This is a genomic window from Leifsonia shinshuensis (genome assembly GCF_014217625.1).
In the GTDB taxonomy this organism is placed as follows: Bacteria; Actinomycetota; Actinomycetes; order Actinomycetales; family Microbacteriaceae; genus Leifsonia; species Leifsonia shinshuensis_A.
In genome coordinates this window covers 3,956,269-3,975,745 of record NZ_CP043641.1, presented here as the reverse complement: position 1 = coordinate 3,975,745, position 19,477 = coordinate 3,956,269, and the positions used below count along the sequence as shown (strand labels likewise).

General features: G+C 73.3%; 15 protein-coding genes. 6 read left to right on the top strand and 9 right to left on the bottom strand.

Features of this window, described 5'->3' with window-relative positions:
• Nucleotides 1-37: 37 nt before the first annotated feature.
• The 4 genes from F1C12_RS19330 to F1C12_RS19315 form a co-directional block, all read right to left on the bottom strand.
• Nucleotides 38-6,232: a DUF5979 domain-containing protein gene (locus F1C12_RS19330; RefSeq protein WP_185276462.1), complete on the bottom strand. Its 6,195-nt coding sequence runs from the start codon at nucleotides 6,230-6,232 to the stop codon at nucleotides 38-40.
• Nucleotides 6,233-6,630: 398 nt separating this feature from the next.
• Nucleotides 6,631-6,933 (bottom strand): DUF427 domain-containing protein, encoded by a 303-nt coding sequence (locus F1C12_RS19325; RefSeq protein WP_185276461.1) that lies wholly within the window; start codon nucleotides 6,931-6,933, stop codon nucleotides 6,631-6,633.
• Nucleotides 6,934-7,010: 77 nt separating this feature from the next.
• Nucleotides 7,011-7,580, bottom strand: a complete 570-nt coding sequence (locus tag F1C12_RS19320; protein ID WP_185276460.1) for a hypothetical protein — start codon at nucleotides 7,578-7,580, stop codon at nucleotides 7,011-7,013.
• A gap of 4 nt (nucleotides 7,581-7,584) precedes the next feature.
• Nucleotides 7,585-8,121: an EVE domain-containing protein gene (locus F1C12_RS19315; RefSeq protein WP_258046023.1), complete on the bottom strand. Its 537-nt coding sequence runs from the start codon at nucleotides 8,119-8,121 to the stop codon at nucleotides 7,585-7,587.
• A 125-nt stretch (nucleotides 8,122-8,246) separates the two neighbouring features.
• Between F1C12_RS19315 and F1C12_RS19310 the strand changes: the two genes are divergently transcribed.
• The 4 genes from F1C12_RS19310 to F1C12_RS19295 all read left to right on the top strand — a co-directional run bounded on the left by F1C12_RS19310 (nucleotide 8,247) and on the right by F1C12_RS19295 (nucleotide 11,174).
• The gene (locus F1C12_RS19310; RefSeq protein WP_185276459.1) at nucleotides 8,247-8,564 is read left to right on the top strand and encodes a YciI family protein; all 318 of its coding nucleotides are present in this window, start codon (nucleotides 8,247-8,249) and stop codon (nucleotides 8,562-8,564) included.
• Nucleotides 8,565-8,581: 17 nt separating this feature from the next.
• Entirely contained in the window at nucleotides 8,582-9,865 is a 1,284-nt protein-coding gene (locus tag F1C12_RS19305) for an RNA polymerase sigma factor (RefSeq protein WP_258046022.1), read from the top strand.
• Between the two features lie 62 nt (nucleotides 9,866-9,927).
• Nucleotides 9,928-10,494 (top strand): hypothetical protein, encoded by a 567-nt coding sequence (locus tag F1C12_RS19300; protein WP_185276457.1) that lies wholly within the window; start codon nucleotides 9,928-9,930, stop codon nucleotides 10,492-10,494.
• A complete protein-coding gene (locus F1C12_RS19295; protein WP_185276456.1) occupies nucleotides 10,491-11,174 on the top strand; it encodes a DUF1684 domain-containing protein in 684 nt (227 codons plus the stop codon). Before F1C12_RS19300 ends, F1C12_RS19295 begins: the two co-directional genes overlap by 4 nt.
• A 9-nt stretch (nucleotides 11,175-11,183) precedes the next feature.
• On the opposite strand, the gene F1C12_RS19290 is transcribed toward F1C12_RS19295, so the two are convergent.
• Both F1C12_RS19290 and F1C12_RS19285 read right to left on the bottom strand, forming a co-directional pair.
• Entirely contained in the window at nucleotides 11,184-11,477 is a 294-nt protein-coding gene (locus tag F1C12_RS19290; RefSeq protein ID WP_185276455.1) for a type II toxin-antitoxin system TacA family antitoxin, read from the bottom strand.
• Between the two features lie 411 nt (nucleotides 11,478-11,888).
• Nucleotides 11,889-14,105: a HelD family protein gene (locus F1C12_RS19285; RefSeq protein WP_185276454.1), complete on the bottom strand. Its 2,217-nt coding sequence runs from the start codon at nucleotides 14,103-14,105 to the stop codon at nucleotides 11,889-11,891.
• A 256-nt stretch (nucleotides 14,106-14,361) separates the two neighbouring features.
• Between F1C12_RS19285 and F1C12_RS19280 the strand changes: the two genes are divergently transcribed.
• A complete protein-coding gene (locus tag F1C12_RS19280) occupies nucleotides 14,362-16,104 on the top strand; it encodes a DEAD/DEAH box helicase (RefSeq protein ID WP_185276453.1) in 1,743 nt (580 codons plus the stop codon).
• Between the two features lie 261 nt (nucleotides 16,105-16,365).
• On the opposite strand, the gene F1C12_RS19275 is transcribed toward F1C12_RS19280, so the two are convergent.
• The 3 genes from F1C12_RS19275 to F1C12_RS19265 all read right to left on the bottom strand — a co-directional run bounded on the left by F1C12_RS19275 (nucleotide 16,366) and on the right by F1C12_RS19265 (nucleotide 18,638).
• The gene (locus F1C12_RS19275; RefSeq protein WP_308457991.1) at nucleotides 16,366-16,968 is read right to left on the bottom strand and encodes a TetR/AcrR family transcriptional regulator; all 603 of its coding nucleotides are present in this window, start codon (nucleotides 16,966-16,968) and stop codon (nucleotides 16,366-16,368) included.
• A 179-nt stretch (nucleotides 16,969-17,147) separates the two neighbouring features.
• A complete protein-coding gene (locus tag F1C12_RS19270; RefSeq protein ID WP_185276452.1) occupies nucleotides 17,148-18,002 on the bottom strand; it encodes an alpha/beta fold hydrolase in 855 nt (284 codons plus the stop codon).
• Nucleotides 18,003-18,056: 54 nt separating this feature from the next.
• Complete coding sequence (locus F1C12_RS19265) at nucleotides 18,057-18,638, bottom strand: NUDIX hydrolase family protein (RefSeq protein WP_185276451.1); 582 nt, start codon at nucleotides 18,636-18,638, stop codon at nucleotides 18,057-18,059.
• Between the two features lie 111 nt (nucleotides 18,639-18,749).
• On the opposite strand from F1C12_RS19265, the gene F1C12_RS19260 reads away from it, so the two are divergent.
• Nucleotides 18,750-19,400, top strand: a complete 651-nt coding sequence (locus tag F1C12_RS19260) for an alpha/beta hydrolase (RefSeq protein WP_185276450.1) — start codon at nucleotides 18,750-18,752, stop codon at nucleotides 19,398-19,400.
• Nucleotides 19,401-19,477: the final 77 nt, after the last annotated feature.

Below are 19,477 nucleotides of genomic sequence, written 5' to 3'. Positions count from 1 at the left end.
TCCGACCGAGCGGAGGCGGAGGTCCCGACCGTCAGGGTCAGGCCCGGCGGCGGCGCCGGCCGACCAGTGCGGCCCCGGCCAGGACGAGCAGGCCGGCCCAGAACGCGACGAGCAGGTAGTCGCCTGCGCTGCCGGTCTTCGCCAGGTCCCCCGCGGGCGCGGCCGGCGCAGGCGGGTCGACGTAGATCGTCGCGCAGGCCGACGCCGGGTCCGACGTGCACGGTCCGTCGACCGCCGGCGGCTGCCACGGCCCCACCGGCGGGGTGGTCACCGTGACGCCGTTGACCGGGTAGCCCGAGGCTGCGTAGGTCACGACCACGTGGAGGTCGAGGCTGGCGCCCTTCGCCAGGCTCGCGACGTTCCAGGTGACCTTCCCGCCGCTGAGCGTCCCGCCCTGGTCGGCGGAGACGAACGTCGCGCCGGCGGGGAGGGTGTCGACCACGTCGAACCCCGTCGCGTCGAGCGCGCCGATGTTGGTGACGGTGACCGTGTACGTGACGGGCTGGTCCAGTCCGACGACGGCGTCCGACGCGCGCTTGGCGAGCTCCAGGCGGCCGTACTCGAACGTGTTGGTGATCGTCGTGACCTGGCCGGACGGCACAGTGCCCTGGGTCGCCCCGGCCGCGATGTGCACGCTGCCGTTCGCGATCGCGCGGGACGCCTCCCCGTAGCCGCCGGCCGCGCCCGACTCGGCCACCGTGCAGTCGGCGCCGATCGGGAGGCCGTCGAGCCGCGCGGTGAAGCCTGCGCTCCGCTCCAGCAGGGTGTGCGCCGCGGCGCCCAGGTCGACCGGGACTCCGGCGACCGTGCAGGCGATGTCCGCGCCGAACTCGTCGGGTGCGGCGGAGGCGGCGGCGCCGGTCACGACCTTGTCGACCTGGAGCGGCCCTGTCGCGATGGTGACGCCGGCCTTCACCGGAGCCCGGCGCACACTGCCGCCGCCGACGAGGGCCGCGGTCGCGCCGAACTGGTTCCACGCGACGGCCGGGGAGGCACCGGCGGCAGGCAGTGAGACCGGGGCCCCGTCCGGCGCCGTGGCGGTCGCGGGACGGTCCACGGTGCGATAGAGCACCGTCGCGCCCTCACCGCCACGGAGGGCGCCGGCCGTGGTCGCGCCGAAGTCGAGCGTCACGCGGATGCCGGTGACGTCGGCCCAGTCGCCGGTGAACGCCCCGGACGCCGTCCAGGACGACGGGTGCGATCCACAGGTCGGGTCGGTCGGCCAGGCCGTGGCGGTCCCGGACAGACAGACGCCCGGCTCGGTGGTGACCTCCCAGCTCACGGCCGTGCCCGCCGGGACGTCCTGCACGGTCACGCCGGAGGCGCCGTCGAAGACGGGCCGGAAGGTCGAGCCGCGCGCGCCGCCCGTGGCGAGCATCCGGTCGCCGACGGTCGGCAGCGGGTCGACGAACACGAGGGAGGTGTAGTCGACGGTCCCGGTGTTGAGGGCGTTGAGCCGCCACTGGTCGGTCCCGCCGACGACCGTGTTCGCGACGCACGGCGAGGCGTAGTAGCCGTTCGCGTCGGTCGCGCAGGTCGCGGCCGGCGAGGTCAGGTTGACGGCGCCGGAGACGGTGCGCCCGACGACGTCGCCCTGCACGCCCTTGGTCGTGTACAGGGACGGACCGGTGACCGGCTGCACGTAGTTGGTCGTGCCGCACTGGGTGGCCGGGAGACCGCTCAGCACGCCCTGCCCGTTGCCCGAGCCGTTGGTGCAGGCCGTGAGGCTCTGGACGGTCGAGACGACGAACCGGTTGGTCGCGCGGTCGCCGGCGGCGAGGCCCGGCTTCAGGATGAGGCCGAGGACGACCGTGAAGCGCTCGCCCGGCGACATCCGGGCGCCTCCGGCCGGCCAGGTCAGTCCGAACCGTCCGCTCGCGGCGTCGTACGCCACGGTCGGCGTGGTCGACAGCGTCCCACCGGCGCTCGTCGAGAACGTCGGCGCCTCGCCGTCCCAGGCCAGGGAGGCGGGGAGGGTGTCGGTCAGCCCGGTGAGGTCGAGGTAGCCGGTCCCGGTGGCGGCGAAGGTCAGCGTCCAGGGCACGGTGTCGCCGACCGACACGGTGTGCACGTTGTTGAGCGGCGTCTTCGAGACGTCGAGTGAGGCCGTGCCCGGGGCGAGCGTCATGCTCGCCGCGGCGCCCGCCGACGCGTCGGCGTAGACCGGCGGCGCGTCCGTGCGGTGGCTGAGCGTCTGAACGGTGTCGGTGACCGTGCCGGGGAACGGGATGGCCGAGCCGTCCCGGGCGACCCCGAGCAGCGCGACGTGCAGCACCACGGTCGCGGTGAAGCCGGCCGGCACCGCCGAACGGCTGAGCAGGGCGCCGTCGGCGCGGAGGAAGGTGAACCGGAGGCCGGTCACCTGCCCGACCGCCGCGGTCGGCAGGCTCGCGGTCGCGGCCGGCGTGCCGATGATCCAGGTGCTGCCGCCCCCGGTCTGCGCGTCGACGCGGACCTGGTCGGCGCCCGCCGGGAGCGTCACGTCGCCCGCGCTCAGCCCGGTCAGCGCGAAGCGGTTCCAGAACGCCGGGTCGTCGTCCGTGATGACCACCTGGTGCGTCGCCGCCGTCGCCGCTCCCGGGGTCGCGGTCAGCGTGACGGTGACGGGGGCGTTGCGGTCGCGCTCCAGGAGCGTGCTCGGCGAGATCGACTTGCCCGCGGTGACGCCGAGGGCGCCGGTGGTCAGGCTCAGCGACGCGTCCGAGGACGCATACGGCTGCGAGCCCTGGCCGCTCGGGAACAGCACCGGGTCGTAGCCCTGGGCGAAGGCGTGGTTGTCGATGCGGAACGCGGTGACCGCCGCCCCGGTGCTGCGCGCGACCGCGCGGACGCGCGTGTCGAGCGACATGACCAGCGACTGACCGGAGGCGATGGTGCCTCCCGTGGTCTGCGGCGACGTGCCCTGGTAGACGACGCTGACGCCGACGACGTCCGCGAGGTCGCTCGCGGCGAGCCCTGCCGCTGTCCGCAGCGAGACGACCGAGGTCGTGGTCGTGCCGTCCGCGGCGCGGTGCCAGAGCGTCACGAGCGAGGCGTCCGAGTCCACCTGAGCCGCCGGGACCGTGAACGAGATGCGCGTCAGGTCGAGCCGCTCGAACGCGTTGGCGTCGCTGTAGGTCGCGCCGGCGAACGGGTCGGCTCCCCAGGCCGACGGCCCGGACAGGCACGCGGTCTCGGCGCCCGCGTCGCACGGCGACGGGTCGGTCACCCGCACGTACGAAGCCCGGGAGGTCGCGGTGTTCTGTGCCGTGAGCGTGAAGGTGTTCGTCGGGTAGTCGGCCGGGTCGACGTCGCCGAGGTGCGGCACCACGACGGTCGAGCGCGAGCTGGTCTTGGTCAGGCTCACCGCGGGCGGCTGGTCGATCAGCGCGACGGTGTCGTGGCCGGTGACCGGCGGCACCGGCGTCCCGCCCTGCACGCCGTCGGCCTGCGCGACGTTGTCGATCGAGGCGGCCGTGCCCTCCGTCACCCACGGGTGCGCCGGGTCGGCGGGAACGCGCTGCACGTTGCGGAGCTGCCAGATCAGGCCGATCGGGCGGGACTGGCCGAACGCGACGGTCGCGACGCCGGAACCGGCCGGAGGCGCCGTCGGATCGGTGGCGTCGGCACGCGCGGCGTCGTCGGGCACGATGGTGATCCGCACGCCGGTGGTGTCGGCGGTCTCCGCCGCGGTGAGGGTGTAGCCGACGAAGCCCGAGCTGTTCTTCCAGCCTCCCGACGGCGCAGCGACGGTCACCCAGGCGCCGCCGCGGAACAGCTGGACGGAGCCGACCGTGTCCCACTGGAACGCGGGATCGGCCGTGAAGGAGATGGGGGCGACGCGCAGCAGGTCGAACGACTGGAAGACGGTCGACTCGGGATGCGCGGGGTCGCCGGCCGGGTCGGTCAGAGTCACCGAGCCGTAGCCGGTGCCGGTGACGCCCCAGCTCAGGACCGTGCCGGCCTGGTCGCCGGACTGCGACGGCAGATCGGTCACGTCTCCGGTGAGGTCGGTCTTCGTCCACTTCTTGGCGATCCCGAGCGAGCCGGCGCCGCCGGTGCTCGACTGGATCTTGGCGTTCGCGTCGGCCGTCACCTGCGCGCCGGTGACGACGGCGCCGTCGACCGAGCCCTGCGTGTCCGCGACCGCGTGGTTCGTGTATGTGGAGGCCGCGCCTCCGGCGACCGCGGTGGCGCCGCTGCCGTCGCGGAGGGTCGCGCGGGCCTGGCCCGTGATCGACGGGCGCACCGTGGTGCCCTGGGCGAAGCCGTCCGGGTCCGCGAAGGTGAAGCGCAGGCCGGTCACGCCGGCTGGGAGGCTGGCCGCGCGGTAGATCTGCGCCGCGGCGGTCGCATCGACCGTGGCAAGGCTCGTCCAGGTGCTGCCGTCGGTCGTGTACTCGACCTGCAGGGTCGAGCCTTTCAGCACCTGGGTCGGCGCGATGGCGATCGGGTCGAACCCGTTGAAGAAGTCGTTCGCGACGCCCGGGCGGTAGACGTCCTCGATCACGATGCTGGTCGGCCGCACGTAGGCGGAGTCGCTGGACGTCGTCGCAGGCAGCTGCGCGGTCACGGTCGACCCGGGCGAGACCGGCGCGGACGGCGTGATCGTCTTGTTCAGGGTCAGCTCGATGTCCGGGTAGAACACGGAGAGCGGCGCGGTGGCCTGCTTACTCGCCGTGCCGGCGGCGTTGACGCCGGTGACCGTGAGCGTGTTGGTGGTGTCCACGTGCGCGCCGACGGCGGCGAAGTCCGAGGTCGGCGCGATCAGGAACTGCGCCGTCGCGACGGTTCCCGCGGCGATCGCCCCGGTGAAGGCGACCTCCAGCCCGGTCAGGTGCGCGCCGGCCGGGGCGGTCGGCGTCGCCGGGGTGGCGCCGTCTGCGAACGCAGCCGCCTGCGTGGAGCCGTCCGAGAAGTGCCAGACCACCTGCGCTCCGGTCGCGCCGGCCGGGTACGAGATCCCGGCCGCGAAGCCGCCGAACCGGAGGGTGTCGGTGAAGTAGCCGAGGTCGGAGAGGGTGAGCGAGTCGAGCGGGCCGTTGGAAGCGTTCTTGCCCGAGACGGTCGCCGTGGCGGTGGTGCCGGCCGGGATGCGCGCGGGTGCGATCTGCTTGCCCGGCGTGACGGCGACGGTGAGGCCGCCGACCGCGAACGGGGCGGTGGCGGTCTTGGTCACGGGCGTCTGGTTCTGCACGTCGACGGTGGCGGCGACCTTGTTGGTCACGCTCGCGCCGGTGACGAGGGCGGCGCCGGTCTGACGGTTGGTGGCACGCTGAGCGACGAGCACGCCGACCGAGCCGGCGGAGCCTCCCGCAGTCAGGGCGGTCCCGTCCGGGCCGGCGAAGGTGAAGCGGAGGCCGCCGACATCGGAGTTCTGCACGCCGGCGGGGAGCGCGATCGCCGCAGGGACGGCCGGAGGGCCGGTCTGCCAGGCCCAAGCGCCGGTGGACTGGTCCTCGACGTACGCGTCGACCTGCACCGTCGTCGCGCCCTGCGGCAGCACCACGCCGCCGAAGCCGGCGAAGTCGACCAGCGCGAACGGGTTGGCCGCGTCGAGCGCGGTCGCCGCGTCGGCGGCGGTGGCCGGATCCTGCAGGGTCAGGGTGGCGGCGGGGACGTTGGACGCGTTCTGCGCCGTGAGGGAGACGGTCGACTGAGCGCCGGGAAGGTACTGCTGGCCGGCGGGGGTCCAGGTCTTGCCGACCGCGACATCCACCGAGGTGGGCACATTCACCGTCACGTCGGCGCTGCTCGTGACGGGGGTGGCCGAGCCGGCGAACGTGCCGACCGCCGTATTCGTGACGGCGTGGTTCACCGCGGGAGACTGCGGCGTGAGGCCCTGCGGGACCTTGAGCGTGACCGTGACCAGGTAGGTTCCGCCCGCCGGGATGCCGACGCCGCCGGTGACCGGCTCGGAGAACACGACGGTGAGCGTGCAGGACGCGGTCACGGTGTCTGTGCAGCCGGTGAGGGTCTTGGTCGCGGGCTTCGAGCTCGGCTGGACGCTGGTGTCCAGGATGCCGAACCCGGCGAACTCGGCCGGGAGCGTGTCCACAAGCTTCGCGTCCACGCAGTCGTTGTCGTCGCAGCCGACCTGGATGGAGTACGTGAACTCGGCGCCGGGCGTGACGGTGAGTGCCTTGAGACCGTCGCCGACGGTCTTGTCGACCGTGAGAGCCGCGGTGTCCGCGAGCGCGGGCGAGGCGACGAGTCCACCGCCCACGAGGGCGAGGACCGTGGCCGCCGCCACCGCCCCGAGGAGCCTCAGCCGCGGTGCGACGGCGGAGGCTCCCCGACGGTTCGCGCGATGCGCGGGCGGCCTGCTGCGGCCATCGGTGGAGCTGCGGAACGTGGTGCGGGCATGCTGAAGGACACGACGAAGCAAGGCGCTCGGTTTCGGGTACGCGAGAGCTCGGGTTCGCACGCCGAAGGACGGGCTCTGGCAGCCCTCGCGCGCCTCCCGGTTCGGGTCCCGGAAGGTTCTCTCGCACTACCTTTCTATCGATTCCGACCGCTCGGTAGGAAGCTACTTTGTACCCCGTTTTCGAGGGACAGTCCCCCAAAAAGCGGACACTGCTGGAGGGGGTTGAGCCAGAGACGGCGAAGGGCGGTCCGGATCGGACCGCCCTTCACGAGTCATCGCGTGTGTCAGTCGACGACGCGGACGTCCTTCCAGAACGCCACGTAGTTGCTGTAGTCCTTGCCGACCCGGTCGAACGAGCTCGGGTACGGCGTGGGATAGCTCCACGCGCGGTCCTGGAGCACGGCGTCGCCGTCCGTGACGGAGAAGTACTGGCACTCGCCCTTCCACGGACAGGTGTAGGGGGTCGCCGACTCCACCAGGTAGTCGGCGTTGACGCTCTGCGGTGGGAAGTACCAGTTGCCCTCGATGCGGATGAGGTCCTCGGTCGGGGCCTCGGCGATGACGGTGTCGTTCAGCACTGCTTTCATGAATGCAAACCTCCTGATCGCAGTGAACACCCGGTTCCGCGGGATCATTCCGGCGGCCCGGAGTTCATACCCACCGCTCAGGCGGCTCGCAGCACCCGCACCTCGGTGACCGTGCCGAGCCTGCCGGAGGCGGCGAGCGCAGCGGGGTCGGCGCCGGCGGCGATGCGCTCCTGCCCGGAGACCGACGCCGTGAGCAGGTGCGCGACCGCGCCGCGCAGCCCGGTGAATGCGGCACAGGCGGCCGCGGCCTCCGGCGAGCTGTAGTCGATCCCGAGAGCGGCGAGCGCGTCCACCACCGCGCCGGCGGCGAGCAGGTCCTCCACCGCGAAGCGTGTGCCTCCGGAGGCCGCGGAGCCTCCTGCGGCGATGAGTGCGACCATCGCGCGACGGCCGAGGCGGACCTGCTCGTCGAGGACCCACTGCGCGACCGCCGGGGCGTCGGCGAGGCCGGCGGCGACCACGGCGCCTGTTCCGGGGAGCGCGGCGGCCTCCACAGTCGGCGCGTCCTCCAGCACGTCCACCCAGACGACCACGTCGGCGTCGGCCGCGACGGCGACCGCACCGTCCTCGGCCCAGTCGAAGCGCACCTGGTACTTGGCCTGGCGGTGCGCGGCGGGGACGGTCGAGGGGTCGGTCTGCGAACTCACCGCCTCAGCGTAGCCCGGCGCTGAACGCGATCGTCGTGTGTTGCCCCGGGTGACGGGAGCCGTCTCCTCGGCGGGCGGTGGAGGGCCGCTGCTCCCCCGGGGTGTGCCGCAGCTGGCTCCGGATGAGGTCGAAGTCGTGCCGGCTCAGCTCGATCAGGCCGGCGCGGAGCTGGTAGCCCCAGTCGCGCTTGTCGCGGGTGAAGTCGAGCGACGGCAGCAGCGGCCGGATGGGCGTCGGGACCGCGTCGTGGTCCCAGTCGACGCGGCGTCGCCACGGGAGGAAGTCGCCGCCCGCGCCGTGCATCTGCTGCCCCTGCGTGGCCTGGAACACCTCCGCGTCGGCCAGCCTCCCGACCGCCGTGAATTGCTTCAGCGGCTCGCCGTCGAAGGACTCCCTCGGCGAGTAGAAGACGAACCCGTCGGACGGCCCCATCCGCTCGAGGGGCGCGCGGGCGCCGTGGTTGACCTGCGCGAACCCGCCGGCCACGCCGCGCAGCACGTGATCGTGGTGCACCACGCCCAGCCAGTAGCGGATCGCCATGCTCCCGTTCTAGCGCACACGTCCGACATCGCGGGCGGCGACGGGCGGCGCTGTCGAATCCCGGGGCGCCTGCTCGACGTCTTGACGAGGGCCGACGCCCCGGCGGCTCGACGGAAGGACCACGGATGCGCTACCTCCTCATGCTCACCACGGACGGCCCGGCGCCCGCCGACGCGCTCCAGCGCTACACGGTCGAGCTGATCCGGGCCGGGGTGCTGCTCGCGGGCGAGCTCCTCGCGTCGGACGACGGCGCGCACATCCAGCTCGCGGTCGACGGCCCGCGCACGAACGCCGACCTGCTCCCGGTCTCCCCGGTCCGGCCCGCCGCGCTGTGGATCGTGCAGGCCTCCGATCGCGCGGAAGCCGTCGAATGGGCGAGACGGGTGCCCCTCGGTCGTGGCAGAGTCGAGGTGCGCCGCATCCTCACGGGCGCGCAGACGTGAACGCGGGAGGAGCGGTCGTGGTGGAACGGGAGGGCGCTGCCACCGATCGCGCGACGCTCGACGCCGTCGACGCGGTGTGGCGCATCGAGTCCGGCAAGCTCGTCGCCGGGCTCGCCCGCTGGACGGGCGACGTCGGGCTGGCCGAGGAGCTCGCCCAGGACGCGCTGGTCGCCGCGCTCGAGCAGTGGCCGGACGCCGGCATCCCGCGCAATCCGGGGGCGTGGCTGACCACCGTCGCCAAGCGCCGCGCGATCGACGGCTGGCGCCGCCGCGAGCGGCTCGACGAGCGCTACGCGGCCCTCGCCCGCGACCTGGAGCAGCAGGAGTCCGACGACCCGGCCGCCGTCGTGGAGGAGGAGATCCAGGACGACCTGCTCCGCCTCGTGTTCGTCGCCTGCCACCCCGTGCTCGCCTCGTCGGCGCGGGTCGCGCTGACGCTCAAGCTCCTCGGCGGCCTCACCACCGAGGAGATCGCGCGCGCCTTCCTGGTGCCTGTCCCGACCATCGCGCAGCGCATCGTCCGGGCGAAGCGGACCCTGAGCGCCGCGCACGTGCCGTTCGAGGTGCCCGACCGCGCCGAGTATCCCGAGCGGCTGGCGTCGGTGCTGGAGGTCGTCTACCTGATCTTCAACGAGGGCTACTCGGCCACGGCGGGCGATGACTGGATGCGGCCCGACCTCTGCCAGGAGGCCCTCCGGCTCGGCCGCGTGCTCGCCGAGCTCACCCCGCGCGAGCCGGAGGTGCACGGCCTGGTCGCGCTGATGGAGTTCCAGGCCTCCCGCCTCCCGGCCCGAGCGACCGCCGACGGCGAGCCGATCCTGCTGCAGGACCAGGACCGCACCCGCTGGGACCGCATCCTCATCGGCCGCGGCGTCGCCGCCCTCGCCCGGGCCGACCGGCTGGTGGGCTCGCGCGGCCGCGGCCCCTACGCACTGCAGGCCGCGATCGCCGCCTGCCACGCGACCGCCCCCGCGCCGGAGGACACCGACTGGGAGGAGATCGTCGCGCTGTACGGCGCGCTCGCCGCCCTCCGTCCGTCCGCCGTCGTGGAGCTCAACCGCGCGGTCGCCCTGTCGATGGCCTACGGCCCGGCGGCCGGCCTGGATGTCGTCGACCGGCTCGCGCTCTCGGGAGAGCTGGAGTCGTACCACCTGCTGCCCTCGGTGCGCGCCGACCTCCTGCTGAAGCTCGGGCGGAGCGCGGAGGCCGAGGAGGAGTTCCGTCGGGCGGCGGCCATGACCGGGAACGAGCGGGAGCGGGCGCTGCTGCTGGCGCGCGCGCAGGAGGCGGCGACGGCGTAGCGGGCCGGGAGTGCGCCGAGAAAGCCTGCCCCCTGCGGGGCGGATGCGTGACACTGGGGGACGTGAGAGTTCTCCTGAAGCTCATCCTGGACTGCGACCCGGACGCCGCCTGGCGCGCCCTCCACAGCCCCACCGCGTTCCGGGAGGTGGCCATGCCGTGGGTGGACTTCCGGTCGGACGAGCCCGCGGGCTTCCCGACCGTGTGGGACGGGGCGGAGCACCGCGTGAGCGTGCGCGCGCTCGGAGCCTTCACCGTCGGCACGCAGGCGATCCGGCTCGACACGCTGCGCTCGACCGACCCGCGCGAGCGCGCGACGCGCATCCTCCGGGACAGCGGCGGCGGCGTCGGGGGCGTGCTCTCGGCCATGCCGCACCTCGACCACCGGATGGCCATCGCACCGGACCCCGCGGGCCCCGGACCCGACGGCCGGCTCCGCACCCTGTACCGCGACCGGCTCGTGGTGAAGGCCGGCGTCGTGACGCCGCTCGCCTGGTACGGATTGTGGGCGTTCTGGCAGTGGCGCGGGCTGCGCCTGCGGCGCCTCGCCCCCACGTGGGCATACGATCCACCCACGCCCGAACCGGAACCCGGCGAGGACGACATCCCATCGACGGAGGCCGCAGCATGAGCACCATCACCCCAGAGCCGTCCCCCGAGGTCGCCCCCGGGCGCAGCCGCGCGGCCACCGCCGTGCAGACCGCGGACTGGCGCCGCAGCGTGTTCGCGCTGTACTCCTCGGTGCGCCGGATCGCCGCCTCCGACCCGGCCGCCGCGCACGCGCACTGGATCTCCTGCCGCAACGACCTCTTCTCCTCGCACCCGGCCTCCCCGCTCCTGGACGAGGACCGCGACCGCTTCACCGGCCTCCCGGTGTCGCCGTACGACCCGGACTGGCGTTTCGAGCTGCCGATCCACCCGGCGGAGGAGGCCGTGCGGATGGACGTGGAGACCGGCACCGACGGCGTCGTCCCGTTCGAGCTGCTCGGCACGGTGCGCGTCCCGCTGGCGGGTTCGCTCGACGTCTGGCGCCTGACCTCCTACGGCGGCGGCCTGTTCGTCCCGGTGAAGGACGCACTCGCCGGCCGCCGCGGCGGCACCTACGGCGGCGGCCGCTACCTGATCGACACGATCAAGGGCTCCGACCTCGGGATGACGGCCGACGACGACGAGACGACGATCGTCCTCGACTTCAACTTCGCCTACAACCCGTCCTGCGCCTACGACCCGGCCTGGGCCTGCCCGCTCGCGCAGGCGGGCAACACGCTGGGCGTGGAGGTGCCGGTCGGGGAGCGGTACGGCGGGGAGTGAGGGTGTCGGTCAGTCTGCCTCGACCTGCCGGCTCGCGCGAACCCGTGTGATCAGATCGGCAAGAGGCTTGGAGGCGACGGCAGGCTCGTCCAGCGCGCGCTCGACCTGAAGCACCTGGGCCGGCGTGAGCTTGATCAGGGCGTCCTGGAGCAGGATGTCGCGAGCGTTCTGCAGCGCCGGCCCGAGGATGAACGAGGTCAGATCCTGCTGCGCCAGCTCAGCCGCCGCGCGGAGCGTGTCGCGGGCATCGGCGCTCAACCGGAGGTTGAGCCGTTCGGTCTTGGCGGGAGCGATCGTGGTCATGCATAGAGTGTACACACACCGTACGTACTCAGTGCACCAAGTTGGTCGATACCTCAGGTCGACGCATCAAAAGTCGCCCTGAGGACCTTCATCGGCATGAACATCCGAAGGTGCCGGTCCTCCAACGATCGAAAACCCATCTTCCGGTAGAAGGCGCACAACTCGGTCGTCAGCGCGTCGACGAGGATGACTTCGACACCGACCTTGTCGGTCGGCGGAACCAGTCGTTCACGGCTTGCTCACCACAGTCGAACGCCGAGCGGTCGAAGCTCGCGGCGAATGGGACCAATCGAATCGGAGCGTTCGCTTGGTCAGCGTCCACCGACCGTCCCGCGTGCCCGCTTGCCCCCATTCCCCGAGCATACAGACAGTGCTCGAAGAACATCCAGAAATGAATGTATTACAGAGCGCTCAAACCTCCACCAGCGTCAGCCGCTGCGTCGGCCGCGTCATCGCCACGTACAGCGACGCCGCCCCGCGCACCGACTCCGCGGCGAGCGCCGCCGGGTCGGCCAGGACCACCGCGTCGAACTCCAGGCCCTTCGCCTCGTAACCGGTGAGCACCGAGATCGGCCGCGTGAGTCCCGCGGCTCCCCGCGCCGCGAGGTCGCCGAACCGGGCGCGGACCTCCGCCGCCACGGACTCCACCTCGGCCGCCGTGGCGATGACGGCGAGCGTGCCTTCGGCGTCCACGGAGCGGTCGTGCGCGACAGCCTCCGCGACGGCGCCTGCCAGCCCTGCGGCGTCCGCCGTCACCCGGCGGATCGGCCAGTCGCCCTCGCGCACCGCCCGCGTCGGCGTGATCGGCAGGCCGGCCTCCGCCGCGATGCGCTCCGCCTCGTGGGTGATCTGCGCAGGCGTGCGGTAATTGACCGTCAGCTCCTCCAGGCGCCAGGCGTCCTTGAACGCCGGCTGCAGCGCCTCGTCCCAACTCGTCGCGCCCGCGGCCGACGCGACCTGGGCGATGTCGCCGACGATTGTGAACGACTTCATCGGGCAGCGGCGCACCAGCACGCGCCACTGCATCGCGGACAGCTCCTGCGCCTCGTCCACCACGACGTGCCCGTAGGTCCAGGACCGGTCGGCCAGCGCGCGCTCGGCCGTCGTGCCGCGGTCCTCCTGCTCGGCGAAACCGTCGGCGAGCTGCTCGGCGCTCACCAGGCCCTGCACGCCCATGTTGCGGATCGCCGCGCGCGCGTTCTCGAGGTCGCGCTTGCGCTGCCGGTCGCGCTCACGCGCAGCCGGGTCGGCGCGGCCGGGGAAGTCGCCCAGCAGCTCGGCGGCCTCGTCCAGGAGGGGCACATCGGAGACCGTGAACGCAGCGTCCCTGTCGCGCAGCAGCGCCTCCCGCTGCGCCGGCGTCCACCGCGGCGTCAGCTCGGCGAGCCACGACGGCCGGGCGTACAGGTCCTGCAGCAGCTTCTGCGGGGTGAGCGGCAGCCACGCCGTGTTGAGCAGCACGCGGACGTCGTACGACGTGCGCAGGTCCTCCCGCAGCACGCGGAGGTCGGCCTCGTCGATCGTGGAGCCGCCGGCCCGGAGCTGGGCGGCCAGCTGGTCGGTGAGCTCGCCGAGCGCCTGCTTCACGAACGTGACGCGGGCGACGTTGTGCGGCTTGCCGCTGCGCTGCGCCTTCGCGAGCGCGCGCTGGACCAGCTCGGGCTGGACGACGAGGCGCTCGTTGTCCACGACGATGGTCTGCGGCTCGGCCGGCGCCTTCTGCCGGGACTTGACCGCGCGGGAGAGCAGCCGCGCCATCTGGATGGAGCCCTTCAGACGCGCGGCCTCCGGCTCGTCCTCTAGGGTGGCCTCCACGCCGGGGAACAGCTCGCCCAGCGTCTGCATGACGACACCGGTCTCGCCGAGCGACGGGAGGACCGCCTCGATGTAGCGCAGGAAGGCGGGCGACGGGCCGACGACGAGCACACCGGAGGCGCTCAGCCGCTGCCGGTTCGCGTACAGGAGGTAGGCGGCGCGGTGCAGCGCCACGGCCGTCTTGCCGGTGCCCGGACCGCCCTGCACGACGAGGGCGCCGCGGATGTCGGAGCGGATGATGCGGTCCTGCTCGGCCTGGATGGTGGCGACGATGTCGTGCATGCGGCCGGTGCGCTGCGCGGTGAGGGCGGCAAGGAGGGCGCCCTCGCCCTGGACCTTCTCGCCGGAACCGTCGCCGTCGAGCAGCGCTTCGTCGAACACCTCGTCGTCGATCCGGACCACCTGGCGGCCGTTCATCGTGAGGTGGCGGCGGGCGCGGACGCCCATCCGCTCGCTCGCGGTCGCCTGGTAGAAGGCGCTGGCCTGCTGGGCGCGCCAGTCCACCAGCAGCGAGCGCTGGTCGTCGTCGCGCAGCCCCACGCGGCCGATGTAGCGGTGGTCGGTGCCGTCGACCGGGTCCTCCAGCAGCAGCCTCCCGAACACGAGCCGGGCGTCCACGTCGCGCAGTTGCACGAGCTGGTCCTCGTACAGGCGGGCGAACGCGTCCCGCTCGCTGCGCGCCTGATGGTTGCTCCCGACGCTCTCGCGACGCACCCGCGTCAGCCGCTCCTCCGTCTCCGCCCGGAGCGTGTCGAGACGCTCGTACAGGCCGGACACGACGGTGCGCTCACGATCGAGCTCGGATTCCTGCACGCGCGAACCACCTTCCGGGATTACGGGCCGACAGTCTACGACCTCCGGCTATGAATGCGCTCCCAGCAATCGTGCGGCGCGCACCCGGTAGACTCGACGGACCAGCACGACTGGCCTGCCGGCATCGCCGGCGTGCGCGAGCGCCGGGCGGGGCCCCCCCCGCCGCGCACCATCCCTCTTCTTTCCGGCGAAGACGTCGCCCTTCCGCGACGCCGCCGGACCCGCCCTCTGGGGCGAATCTGCCAGAAAGGCACCAGTGACCAACCAGACTTTCGCCGACTTCGGCGTGCCCGCTCCCCTCGTCGCCGTCCTCGCGGCCGACGGCAAGTCGGAGCCGTTCCCCATCCAGGCCGACACCCTGCCCGACACGCTCGCCGGCCGGGATGTGCTCGGCCGCGGCAAGACAGGCTCGGGCAAGACGATCGCGTTCTCGCTGCCGATGGCGGCGCGCCTCGCCGCGTCCGCCTCCTCGGCCGGAGGTCGCCCCGCCCGCGGATACCGCCGGCCCCGCGGCCTCGTGCTCGCGCCGACCCGCGAGCTCGCCACTCAGATCGACGCCACCCTGAAGCCGCTCGCGGCCGCGCTGGGCCTGACCACGACCACGATCTTCGGCGGCGTCGCGCAGAGCCGTCAGGTGACCGCGCTGCAGGCCGGCGTCGACATCGTCGTGGCCTGCCCCGGGCGCCTCGAGGACCTCATGAAGCAGGGCATCGTCCACCTGGACAAGGTGGAGATCACGGTGCTCGACGAGGCCGACCACATGGCCGACCTCGGCTTCCTGCCGACGGTCACGCGCATCCTCAACGCGACGCCGTCGCGCGGCCAGCGACTGCTGTTCTCGGCGACGCTGGACAACGGCGTCGACAAGCTCGTCGCGAAGTTCCTGACGAACGAGGTGCTGCACTCGGTGGACGACGCCACCAGCCACGTGGAGGCGATGACCCACCACGTCTTCGAGGTGGCCGACCAGGACGCCAAGAAGGACCTCATCAACGCGCTCGCCTCGGGCCGCGGCCGCCGCATCCTCTTCATGCGCACCAAGCACCAGGCCAAGCGCCTCGCCAAGCAGCTCACCTCGGCGGGCATCCCCGCCGTCGACCTGCACGGCAACCTCAGCCAGGGCGCCCGCGATCGCAACCTCGCGGCGTTCGGCAGCGGAGACGTGCGCGTGCTCGTGGCGACGGACGTCGCCGCCCGCGGCGTCCACGTGGACGACGTGGAACTCGTCGTGCACGTCGACCCGCCCGCGGAGCACAAGGCCTACCTGCACCGCTCGGGCCGCACCGCGCGAGCCGGGAGCGCCGGCGACGTGGCGACCGTGATGCTGCCGGAGCAGGCGGGCGACGTGAAGTCGCTGCTGCGCGCGGCCGCGATCACGGCGAAGCCGCAGCGTGTGACGGCGGAGTCGGCTGCGGTGACCGCGCTGGTGGGCGAGCGCGCGGAGCGCGTCGCGCCGGCGCCGGTCGCGAAGGGCGGCAACGGCAGCGGCGGTCGCGGTGCTTCGAACGGCGGCGGTCGCGACTCGGTCGGCTCGGGCGCCGGCAACGGCGGCCGGAGGCGGCGTCGCGGGGGCGGCGGGGCGAACGGGTCGGCCGAAGCGGGCCAGACCGGCGCAGGCCGCGAGGCCGGAGGCCGGAACGGTGGTGGCCGGAACGCGGGAGGCCGCGGCGGCAATGGCGGCAATGCGAGCGACCAGGGCGCTGCGGGCCGCAACGGCGGTGGTCAGAACGGCGGAGGCCGCAACGGCGGAGGCCAGAACGGCGGCGGCCGCAACGGCGGCGGCCGCGATAGCGCGCGCACCGCGGGCGACAACTCCTCGCGCGGGAACGGCCGCGGCCGCCGCGCAGCCAGCGGAGACACCGCGACGCACACGTCCGGATCGGGCCACAAGGGCGGATCGACCCACGGCTCGAACGCTCCTCGCCAGGGCATGCGGGTCGGCGACCTGGTGAACGCGGGCACCACCCGCGGCCGCGGCTCCCGCCGCGCCCGCGGCTGACCCACAGCAGCACGCAACGGAGGAGATCCGGCCGACAACCGGCCGGATCTCCTCCGTTCACTGCTTTTCGGGCCCTTTTCCCAGCAGAAGTCCTCCGTTGTGCGCGTGTCACCAATTCCGGAGACTCGGTATGACACGCCGTGGGGGTGTCCGTAACTCCGGAGAATCGGGGGCGGGAGGGTGCGAACTCCGGTTGAACGGGATGCCCGGGCTGGGACGGCCAGGGCTCCCAAGGACCGGGGGTCTGAGGTAGGGGCCGCGCTAGCGGGCGGCGGGGGTGGCCAGGGTGGCGATGCCTGCCTCGATGCCGTCGATGAGGAGGCGGAAGCTGCGGTCGAGGTCGTCGGGCAGGCCGAAACCGCCGCCGAGTTCGAGGGTGATGAAGCCGTGGAGGGCGCTGCGAAGCATCCGGATGGCGTCGACCGTCGCCTCCTCGGGCAGGCCGAAGCCGCGGAGGGCCGCGGCTAGGACGGCGATGGTCTCGCCGGCGCGGGCCGCGAGCTCGGCGTCGTCCTCCGACGCGAGGTCGGGTGCGACCTGGGTGGCGGCGTAGCGACCGGGATGGCGGTGCGCGTACGCCCGGACGGCGTCCGCTGCCGAGTGGAGCGCCTCCGGCCCCGAGCGGCCGATGGTCGCCTCGGCGAGCACGCCCGTGAGCTCGGTGACGCACGCGGTCGCGACCACGCGGCGCAAGTCGTCGAGCGAGGAGACGTGCTTGTAGAGGCTCGGCACCGCGACGCCGGCGCGGGAGGCGACGGCCGCGAGGGTCAGCCGGTCCAGGCCGTTCACGCCGCCCGCGTCCACGAGGTCCAGGGCCACCGCGGCGACGGCTGCGCGAGTGAGCCCGGCCCTAGGCACGAGCACCGTCCCGCGCCACGAAGCCGCCCGACGCGACGCCGACCGCCGACGCGAGGTCTGCGCTCCCACTCGGACCCACAGCGCCGGGGCGCGCGGCGCCGGAGCGCACATCACCCGCCGCAGAGCCCCGCCTCACAGCGATCCCGCGACGCGCGACGGCCCCCGCCGCACCCGCGGCTCCCGCCCTACGCACGCGCCTCACCCCATCCGCTCTCCCGCCGCTCCGCCAGGAATCGCAGCGTCGCCGGCACGATCACGTCGGGCCGCTGGGCCTGCGGGTAGTGGCCCGACTCGGGCACGCGGACGACCTCCGCGCCGAGGGACTCGATCCAGTCGGCCTCGGCGGCCGGGTCGCGGTAGTCGGGGTCGAGCGCGCCGACGAAGGCGAGGATCGGGGCCTTCACCTCGGGGAGGCGGGGCTCCACCACCGAGTGGGCGAGCTGGAGGGTGAGGTGGCGGAAGGAGCGCAGCCGGCCGGGCTCGCTCATGTTGCGCTTGAGGTCGGCGGTGTGCTCCTTGAGCCACGGCGCCGTGCGGCCCTTGTTGATCGAGCGGTAGTAGCCCGCCCAGAATGCCGGGCCCCACGGGCCGGTGAACAGCACGCGGTACATGCCGTGGATGGACGCCACGGTGAGACGGCTCATCGCGGGGTCGCGCAGCAGCGGGCCGTAGAGCACCAGCCCGGCGATCGCGTCGGGGCGCTCGGCGGCGGCCCACGCGGCTGCTGCGGCGCCCATCGAGTTGCCGAGGACGACCGCGTTGCCGCCGAGCTCGTCGATCAGGGAGATCAGGTCGCGGGCGGTGGCGATGTCGCCGAACTCGCGGAAGGTCGTGTCCGACTCGCCGTGCGCCCGCAGGTCGGTGACGGCGACGCGGTAGCCGGCCTCCAGCAGCGGGCCGGTCAGCTCGCGGTAGGTGGAGCGGAGGTCGCCCATCCCGGGGACGGCGACGACGAGCGGGCCGGAGCCCTCGACGGTGTAGCTGATGCGTCCCTCGGGGCGCTGCAGGAAACGGACCTGCGAAGCGATGGAAGTGTTCATAGCCGTAAAGCTAATACCGTTAGCCAAATAATGCAAGCAAAACGTGGAAGAAGATCAGACGATCTTCCCGACCGACGCCATCGCGGCCTTCACCAGCGCCCCGCGGCCTCCCTCCAGCTCTTCGCAGACGGTGTGCGACACCGCCTCCTCCGGCGTCATCCAAGTGATCTCGAGCGCGTCCTGCCGCGGCTCGCAGGTGCCGGTGACCGGCACGACGTACGCCAGCGAGACCGCGTGCTGCCGCTCGTCCGTGAACGCGGACACCCCCGGCAGCGGGAAGTACTCCGCGACCTGGAACGGCACCGGGCTCGCGGGCAGCAGCGGGAACGCCATCGGCCCGAGGTCCTTCTCCAGGTGCCGGAACAGCGCCTCGCGCAGCGTCTCGCCGTACATGACCCGGCCGGAGACCAGCGTGCGGGTGATCTCGCCGACCGCGTTGGCCCGCAGCAGCACACCGACCTCGGTGACCTGGCCGAGCCCGTCCACGCGCACCGGCACCGCCTCCACGTACAGCAGCGGCAGCCGCCGGCGGATCTGCTCCAGCTCGATGTCGCTCAGCCAGGCGGGACCGGGCTGGACGCCGTCGCCGTCGAGCGGGTCGGGGGTCGGGTCCGGGTCGGGGGTGCGCACGCTCATGCACTGATCCTACGGATGCGGCATCCCGGCGCCACCAGCACAGACCGATCTGTGGACTGCGCCGCGATCTGGGGGGATGTGGAGGACAAGATGTCGTGCGCAGAATGGATCATGCCCTTCCCCGCCCCCGAGCTCCACCTCGACCACGAGGCCGTGCTCTGGTCCGCCGGCGAGGCCGACCGCGTCGGCCGGCCCCGGCTGGTCCTCCTGCACGGCTACGCGTCCGACGAGGCGGACCTGTTCGGGATCTCGGCGTACCTGCCCCTGGAGCCGGTGATCGCCTCGCTGCGGGCGCCCATCCCGGAGGGCCCGGGCTTCGCATGGTTCTCGCGCTTCACCAACATCTCGGTCGACCCGCTCGCGGCCAACGCGGACGCGGCCGCCCGCGCCGTGCTCGACTGGCTCGACGAGCAGCCCGAGGTGCCGACCGGCCTGCTCGGCTTCTCGCAGGGCGGCGCGCTCGCCATCCAGCTCATGCGCCTGGCGCCCGAGCGCTTCGACTTCGCCGTGGCGCTGTCCGCATTCGTCGTGCAGGGCACGGAGGACGGCGATGCCGTGCTCGCCGAGCGCCGGCCGCCGGTGTTCTGGGGCCGCGGCACGCACGACGACACCATCCCCGCCGCCGGCGTCGCGCGCGCAGCCGAGTGGCTGGCCGCACACACGAACCTCGACGCGCGGATCTACGAGGGCCTCGGCCACGGGATCTCGCCGCTCGAGCTCGGCGACATCTCCTCGTTCATCCGGGCGCACCTCCCGCGCTGACGGCCTGACGCGGTCCGGAGGCCGCCCCCTCGCACGCCCTCCCCTTGGCGGTGTCGGTGGCCGGGAGCAGGATGGAT

Coding starts and splice junctions, on each gene's coding strand:
- F1C12_RS19265 (WP_185276451.1), bottom strand. CDS start 18,638: ATGAGCGTGCGCACCCCCGACCCGGACCCGACCCCCGACCCGCTCGAC.
- F1C12_RS19295 (WP_185276456.1), top strand. CDS start 10,491: ATGAGCACCATCACCCCAGAGCCGTCCCCCGAGGTCGCCCCCGGGCGC.
- F1C12_RS19310 (WP_185276459.1), top strand. CDS start 8,247: ATGCGCTACCTCCTCATGCTCACCACGGACGGCCCGGCGCCCGCCGAC.
- F1C12_RS19260 (WP_185276450.1), top strand. CDS start 18,750: ATGCCCTTCCCCGCCCCCGAGCTCCACCTCGACCACGAGGCCGTGCTC.
- F1C12_RS19325 (WP_185276461.1), bottom strand. CDS start 6,933: ATGAAAGCAGTGCTGAACGACACCGTCATCGCCGAGGCCCCGACCGAG.
- F1C12_RS19290 (WP_185276455.1), bottom strand. CDS start 11,477: ATGACCACGATCGCTCCCGCCAAGACCGAACGGCTCAACCTCCGGTTG.
- F1C12_RS19270 (WP_185276452.1), bottom strand. CDS start 18,002: ATGAACACTTCCATCGCTTCGCAGGTCCGTTTCCTGCAGCGCCCCGAG.
- F1C12_RS19315 (WP_258046023.1), bottom strand. CDS start 8,121: ATGGCGATCCGCTACTGGCTGGGCGTGGTGCACCACGATCACGTGCTG.